Source organism: Rhizobium sp. FG113 (assembly GCF_057809895.1).
Window position 1 is genome coordinate 164,243 of record NZ_JBMDKV010000015.1, and the last position, 6,371, is coordinate 170,613.

General features: G+C 60.8%; 10 protein-coding genes and 1 tRNA gene. 5 read left to right on the forward strand and 6 right to left on the reverse strand.

The features are described from left to right. Nucleotides 1–49: 49 nt before the first annotated feature. Nucleotides 50–1,342 carry a UDP-N-acetylglucosamine 1-carboxyvinyltransferase gene (gene murA / locus ACODTZ_RS27000; protein ID WP_489029418.1) on the reverse strand — a complete coding sequence of 431 codons (1,293 nt, stop codon included), beginning with the start codon at nucleotides 1,340–1,342 and terminating at the stop codon, nucleotides 50–52. A 104-nt stretch (nucleotides 1,343–1,446) separates the two neighbouring features. Further along, complete coding sequence (locus tag ACODTZ_RS27005) at nucleotides 1,447–1,641, reverse strand: hypothetical protein (RefSeq protein ID WP_018898373.1); 195 nt, start codon at nucleotides 1,639–1,641, stop codon at nucleotides 1,447–1,449. Nucleotides 1,642–1,794: 153 nt separating this feature from the next. Between ACODTZ_RS27005 and ACODTZ_RS27010 the strand changes: the two genes are divergently transcribed. Next, nucleotides 1,795–1,869: transfer RNA gene (locus tag ACODTZ_RS27010), tRNA-Thr, on the forward strand. Nucleotides 1,870–1,986: 117 nt separating this feature from the next. On the opposite strand, the gene ACODTZ_RS27015 is transcribed toward ACODTZ_RS27010, so the two are convergent. Further along, nucleotides 1,987–2,316 (reverse strand): hypothetical protein, encoded by a 330-nt coding sequence (locus ACODTZ_RS27015; RefSeq protein ID WP_489029420.1) that lies wholly within the window; start codon nucleotides 2,314–2,316, stop codon nucleotides 1,987–1,989. Between the two features lie 235 nt (nucleotides 2,317–2,551). Between ACODTZ_RS27015 and ACODTZ_RS27020 the strand changes: the two genes are divergently transcribed. From ACODTZ_RS27020 to ACODTZ_RS27030, 3 genes are all read left to right on the forward strand, one after another. Continuing rightward, nucleotides 2,552–2,695 (forward strand): hypothetical protein, encoded by a 144-nt coding sequence (locus ACODTZ_RS27020; RefSeq protein WP_156144778.1) that lies wholly within the window; start codon nucleotides 2,552–2,554, stop codon nucleotides 2,693–2,695. A 133-nt stretch (nucleotides 2,696–2,828) separates the two neighbouring features. After that, nucleotides 2,829–3,083 carry a hypothetical protein gene (locus tag ACODTZ_RS27025; RefSeq protein WP_489029422.1) on the forward strand — a complete coding sequence of 85 codons (255 nt, stop codon included), beginning with the start codon at nucleotides 2,829–2,831 and terminating at the stop codon, nucleotides 3,081–3,083. Nucleotides 3,084–3,294: 211 nt separating this feature from the next. Beyond that, nucleotides 3,295–3,537, forward strand: a complete 243-nt coding sequence (locus tag ACODTZ_RS27030) for a DUF982 domain-containing protein (protein WP_018898368.1) — start codon at nucleotides 3,295–3,297, stop codon at nucleotides 3,535–3,537. A 328-nt stretch (nucleotides 3,538–3,865) separates the two neighbouring features. Here the strand turns inward: ACODTZ_RS27030 and ACODTZ_RS27035 are convergent, their stop codons facing one another. After that, a complete protein-coding gene (locus ACODTZ_RS27035) occupies nucleotides 3,866–4,126 on the reverse strand; it encodes a hypothetical protein (RefSeq protein WP_489029424.1) in 261 nt (86 codons plus the stop codon). 149 nt (nucleotides 4,127–4,275) lie between these two features. After that, the gene (locus ACODTZ_RS27040; protein ID WP_209232685.1) at nucleotides 4,276–4,539 is read right to left on the reverse strand and encodes a BON domain-containing protein; all 264 of its coding nucleotides are present in this window, start codon (nucleotides 4,537–4,539) and stop codon (nucleotides 4,276–4,278) included. 165 nt (nucleotides 4,540–4,704) lie between these two features. On the opposite strand from ACODTZ_RS27040, the gene ACODTZ_RS27045 reads away from it, so the two are divergent. Further along, entirely contained in the window at nucleotides 4,705–4,983 is a 279-nt protein-coding gene (locus ACODTZ_RS27045; RefSeq protein ID WP_197067309.1) for a hypothetical protein, read from the forward strand. Nucleotides 4,984–4,989: 6 nt separating this feature from the next. On the opposite strand, the gene ACODTZ_RS27050 is transcribed toward ACODTZ_RS27045, so the two are convergent. Next, nucleotides 4,990–6,054, reverse strand: a complete 1,065-nt coding sequence (locus ACODTZ_RS27050) for an enoyl-CoA hydratase/isomerase family protein (RefSeq protein WP_489029427.1) — start codon at nucleotides 6,052–6,054, stop codon at nucleotides 4,990–4,992. Nucleotides 6,055–6,371 lie beyond the last annotated feature (317 nt).

Below are 6,371 nucleotides of genomic sequence, written 5' to 3' on the forward strand. Positions count from 1 at the left end.
GACAAAGGGCGAATGACCGCCCTTTGTCTCGTTACGTCTACAGTTGCGCTTATTCGCTGACGCGTTCGACGATCGCGCCGCAGCGGGTGAGCTTTTCTTCCAGGCGCTCGAAGCCGCGATCCAGGTGATAGACGCGCGACACCATGGTCTCGCCTTCGGCCGCAAGACCAGCGATGACGAGCGACACGGAAGCGCGCAAATCGGTCGCCATGACCGGGGCGCCCTTCAGGCGCGGCACACCCTCGATCTTCGCCGTCTGGCCCGACAGCGAGATCTTGGCGCCGAGGCGGGCCAGCTCCTGCACATGCATGAAGCGGTTTTCGAAGATGGTCTCGGTGACATGCGAGACGCCGGTCGAGCGCGTCATCAGCGCCATGAACTGCGCCTGCAGATCGGTCGGGAAGCCCGGGAAGGGATCGGTGACGATATCGACCGGGCGGATGCCGGCGCCATTGCGGCGGACGCGCATGCCGTTGTTGGTGGCGGAGATTTCAGCGCCGGCGCGGCGCAGCGTCTCGAGCGCGGTATCGAGCAGCGCCACATCGGTGTTTTCAAGCACGACATCGCCGCCGGCCATGGCAACGGCCATGGCATAAGTGCCGGTCTCGATCCGATCCGGCAGAACGCGGTGGCGCGCGCCGGAGAGCGAGGTGACGCCTTCGATGGTGATGGTCGAGGTGCCGGCGCCGGAGATCTTGGCGCCCATGGCGATCAGGCAGTTGGCGAGATCGACGACCTCAGGCTCGCGGGCGGCATTGCCGATGACGGTGGTGCCGCGGGCGAGCGTGGCGGCCATCATCATGACATGGGTCGCGCCAACGGAGACCTTCGGGAAGGTGTACTTGGCGCCGATCAGGCCACCCTTGGGGGCGGTGGCGGTCACATAGCCGCTGTCGATGTCGAGCGTCGCGCCGAGCGCCGTCAGACCGTCGAGGAAGAGATCGACCGGGCGCGTGCCGATGGCGCAACCGCCGGGCAGCGAAACGCGGCACTGACCTTCACGCGCCAGAAGCGGGCCGATGACCCAGAAGGAGGCGCGCATCTTCGAAACCAGCTCGTAGGGAGCGGTCGTGTCGACGATGGTGCGGCAGGTGAAGTGGATCGTGCGCGAGTAGCTGTCTTCCTGGCGTTCGCGGCGGCCATTGACCGAAACGTCGACGCCATGGTTGCCGAGGATGCGCAGCAACTGCTCGACATCGGCCAGGTGTGGCACGTTTTCGAGCGTCAGCGTATCGCTGGTCAAAAGCGAGGCGATCATCAGCGGCAGGGCGGCATTCTTGGCGCCGGAAATGGGAATGATGCCGTTAAGCTCATTACCGCCGACAATTCTGATACGATCCATAAGCGCTTACGGGCCACGCCCGCCTTTCTGAAACTCTGTCTTTTAAAAGGATGCGGGTCTTTAGACGAAATCCGCGAAGGCTTCAATTCGAAGCGGACGGAACATTACGATTCGTCCATTTTTGCGGCAGGCAGTCCATTTGTCTCGTCGGCCTGGCCGGAACGGCGCGCACGCGTCTGTTGTTTGCGGCGGGAAAGATTTTCCCGCAATTTTTCCGCGGCCCGATCGCGGCGCAATTTCGCCTGCTGCTCGATCGCGTCTTTGCGGCCCTTGCGGGCATTTTCAGTGTCTTCGGTCATGTTTCATGGCTTACCCGAATTCGCGGCAATCCAAAAGTGGCGACGTGAAACTGACATAAGTTTGAAATTGCGTCTTGCGCTCGTCCCGAAGCTGTGGCAATAGCCGCCCCGTTCACGCAACGCAGCCGCTTCGGTTGCCAGCGTCTGGTCCTCGCTGCCGTAGCTCAGTGGTAGAGCACACCCTTGGTAAGGGTGAGGTCGGTGGTTCAATCCCACTCGGCAGCACCAGTTTTCTCCCCGGTAGAAACAATACGCATCATACGTCTGATCGACGAATGCTTATGCCTGTTCAGCAAAAAGGGCCGAACAAGCCGGCCCCTTTTTGATTACGGATGTCCATCCGCCTTAGTTGTCGTACTCCCGGCAAGCCTCGCTTATAGAGGCGCCGCTTTCGCCGCCGCGGGTGTCGACGCCCGAGTTGGCGCGGGGCATGGATCGGCAGTCGAGCGTCTTTGGCTGAGCCGTGATCGACTGTGTGGTCGTCGGGTCGACGGGCGTGACTGTTACCGGATGGGTGCCGTTGTCGCTGCTCGTGTAATCGCTGGAAAATGTTCCGGCGCTCGAGCCGGTCGAGCCGCCATTGGTGGGGCCGATCGAATCTGGGTTGGATTGCGCGAAGGCGGATGTGGCCAGGCCCGCGGCAAGAATGGCCGCCGTGATGACAGACGTTCGCATGGGAATTTCCTCTTCCTCGTCGGTTTTCACTATCGGGTTACGTTTGGACAACCCGACCGCAATGGGTTTGTTCCGTGATTTGCGGCAATCGTGACTTGTGACGACGCCCGCCGCTGCGACATTCGGCGTCAGATATCCCGATTTGCGAAAGAGCGGCCGACTGGTTAAGACGTGGCGCTAACGGCTTCGCCGGCCGAGACCATCAGTGAGCCGGGCGACGCTGCAGGAGATGACGATGAGCACCGACGACAACGACCAGCAGAACGGCAAGGGCACGAAGGCAATCATTTTGATCGCCATGGTTCTGGCTGCCATCACCGCCGTTTTCGGCGCGCTCGCCGTCTACAAAGCCGTGTTCGTCTACACCATCGCACCCTAAGGCTTGGCCCGCCGCCGGGATGACCCGGACATGAACACGCCTCTCAGCTCACATTCATGCTGCGCTTATTATTCGTATTGAACAAATTCTCGATACGAACGTTTCGTCAACGCTGTTATGAATGGAGACTAGCATGAAGAAGCTTATTATCGCTGCCGCCGTGGCCATCGCATCGCTTAGCGCAACGGCAATGCCATCCTTTGCCGATAGCGTGACGGTGAGAATCGGTCAGCCCGGCTATCACGGCTACCACGATCGCTACAACCACCGCCCCTATTACGGCCATTCCAACCGCCATCATCCCGTGCGCTATGATTGCCGCATGAAGACCGTGAAGTACCACAGCCACGGCCGGATCGTGACCAAGACCACCCGCGTCTGCAGCTAAACGCGCAGGTTTGCTGGATGTTTCAAGCACTCGGTCGCATGGCCGGGTGCTTGTCTTTACATACGTCTTTGGTTCGTTACGCCGAACGCGTATGTCTTTTCCCATTTGCGGGTTTGTGAATTATCGCTAAAATGCTCCCGCACACTGCTTTGCGGGAGGAGCAGGCAGAACGCTGCAGAGTACCTGGCGTGAGCAATGGAGGAGTGCGCAAATGGCAAGCGAAAAGTGGAATGATCCTATTCAGGTCGGTTTCGAAACCACCGGTGCACGGACGATATCCGGCCCGTTCGACGCGCTGACATGCCTGACCGAGCTCTGGCCCAATGTTCGCGGCCTGCGCTACCTGAAGGCCCGCAGCACGTGCCGAGCCGCCCTTGACGGCCGCAAGAGCGTGGAAGAAGCGCGCGCGGAGTTCGTCGCGGCGGCAGAGGAAGCAAGGCTTCACGTCCACTAGAAGCACCGACGCGGGCCAGAACGGTCCACAAGTGGTTCGAAATAAAGCAGAGTTGATTTTTGCTTAACCCTTGCCGGAGCTTGTCGGGGGTAGCCGGACGAAGCCGGTTGTCTTGGGCGCGCAACGCTCACTAGAACATTGGCAGCCATCATGATGATGGTCAGAGGCTCGTCACCCTCTGTGCCAAAAGCGCAGGCGGGCCTCGTATATTCCTCTCAAAACAATCAGTTACACAAAGCAGCCGAGCGCCGCCGTGACACGATCGTTAAAGACCGCGCATCAACGCGGCGCGCCAGCGGCGGGCTGGTTAATTGAGCGTTAGCTGATATCAGCATCCGGTATCGGCGCTTGCCACTTCCACATATCCCACACCGATGATCGTGCCGTCATTGGCGCGAATGAAGGATGGGACGTAGTGCGCGCCCGCGGGAACGCAGGCTGTCGCATCGCCATATTGGGCGAGCACGACGTCATCGCGCTGAAGCGCCGAATAGTTGCTATCTATCTCCAGCGAAGCAGCGGCCGGCAATGTGAAGGCGCCAGTCATCAGCGCTACAGCGGGCATCCCAAGTCGAAGAAAGCGCGTCATGCCATTCTCCCATGTTTGATTATCCCAGTAACGGAACAGCCGTTAGTTTAGTTCCGCCAGAATGCCTCCACTTTCAAATGCGTTAACGTTTTTCTACTTCCATCTTACAGTATTGACCGAAACAGCGCACCGGCGACAAAAGGAGAGCATTAGCGGCGCAGCATCCGGCTCTGCACGTTGCCTTGGCCCACGACGTCCTCGGCGATCATCATGGCGCGCACGATGTCGCCGGCACTGTGCGCAAAGCCCTCGAGCACGGCGTATTGGCCGAGCATGGTGACGGTGATCTCGGTGCAATCGAGGTCCGGATCGGCGCTCAGCGCGCTTTCGATCGCAGCCCGCATCGACGACTGGCTGTGGCCTCGTTCACACTGATCCTCGTGGCCCGTAAAAATCTGGAACAGCTGTACCATCATCGCCTCCAAGCGATTTGTTCTGCTGCTTAACGCTGCAGCGCCGCATTTCGTTGCAGTGCGGGCGCTATCGTTGGAGTATTTTCGAGAAGAAAATCCAAATACCTCTTGGCGCTTCAAGCGAAGCGAGCCATATCAACAGCATAGACATGTGGGGTGATCGCGATGAAACGCGTGATATCGGCCGTTGCGGCAACATTCGTTATGGCTGGTCTTCTGGCTGGCTGCACCACCAGCGAGACGGCGGAGGTGAAGCCCATCCCCGGAAGCATCACCTATGGCGGGCAGCCGCGCACGAAGCTGACCAAGTCTCCGCCGGGCAGCGTCGTCCACAATACGTTCTACGATTCGACCGGAACGAAGCAGCTGGAAACCTATATCCTGCAGCCCGACCGGACGCTGAAGCTGACCCGGCGCGAGGCCATTCCTGATTTCCCGATGTAAGCACGGCTAAAGCGCGAGCGGCGGTTCGGCCGGGCGCAGGAAGCGATCGATCGCGGCGGGTTCGACCGCTTCGATCGTTGAAGGCATCCATTTCGGCTTGCGATCCTTGTCGATGACGGCAGCGCGGATGCCCTCGTAGAAATCGGGGCTTTGCAGGATGCCCAGGCAGGCGCTGAACTCGCGGCGCAGGCACTCGGCCAAGCTGCGGCTCTGCTTGCCCTCATGCAGCAGGCGCAGCGTCAGCGCCAGGCTGGTTGGCGAGCGCAGCTGGATGGCGCGCAGCGTTTCTGCAGCGAAATCCGATGGCTCCGCTTTCAACGCGGCGATGATGTCGCCGACCGTGCCGAAGCGGAAGGTACGTTCGATCAGGCTGCTATTGAGCCTCAGCGGCCCCTTGCCCGGATCGGTCGACAGGTTCTTCAGGACGACATCGACATCGCGCGAGCTTGCGCCACGTGACAGGCCGGCCAATGTATCGACAAGCTCCGGCAGCTGAAACGAGGCGACCTGAACATCCGCGAGCCCGGCATGGATCACGTCGGCCGCCCCGACCTCCAGGCCTGTCAGGCCCATCCAGACGCCGACCTCGCCCAGGGCATGCGGCAACAGCCAGGTGGCGCCGACATCGGGGAAATAACCGATCCCTGTCTCCGGCATGGCGAAGCGGGTGCGCTCGGTGACCACGCGGTGGCGGCCATGCGAGGAAAGACCAACGCCGCCGCCCATGGTGATGCCGTCCATCAGCGCGACATAGGGTTTGGGATAGGCGGCAATGCGGTGATTGAGGTGAAACTCCTGGCGCCAGAAGTCTTCCGCCAGCGCCGTACCGGCGCGGCCGCTCTCATGCAGCGCGCGGATATCGCCGCCGGCGCAGAAGCCACGCTCGCCCTCGCCCATGATGATCACGGTCGCTACATCGGCATCGGCCGCGAATTCGCTGAGCGCCGCGTCGATCGAACGGACCATGTCGAGGGTCAGGCTATTCAGCGCTCTCGGCCTGTTGAGGCGGATGATGCCGGCTGAACCCTGTCGCTCGGCAATAACCTCGCGCTGATCGACTTTGTCGTGCATCGGGGCCTCCTTGCGGCGTGAGCCGCGATCAATGCGGCCGCGCCAAATTGCGATTCCAAATTCATGCCATCAGCGAATTGCGCTGCTTGTACACAAACTTATCGCGCTCGGCCGGATAGTCGATGGCTCGTATGCGAGGAAGATGCTCATGGCCTCGTCCGGTCGCAAGACTGCAACAGTTTCGACGCTTAGAGCCTTTCCTGGTTAGATTGAAGCACTCTGTTGGCTCAAACGGAGTCGGATGGTCGTCCGGCCGGCGCGTGTCGTAGCCAACGCATACGGCCAAGCCGGCCGGACGATCAGGCGGCCCGTTTCAG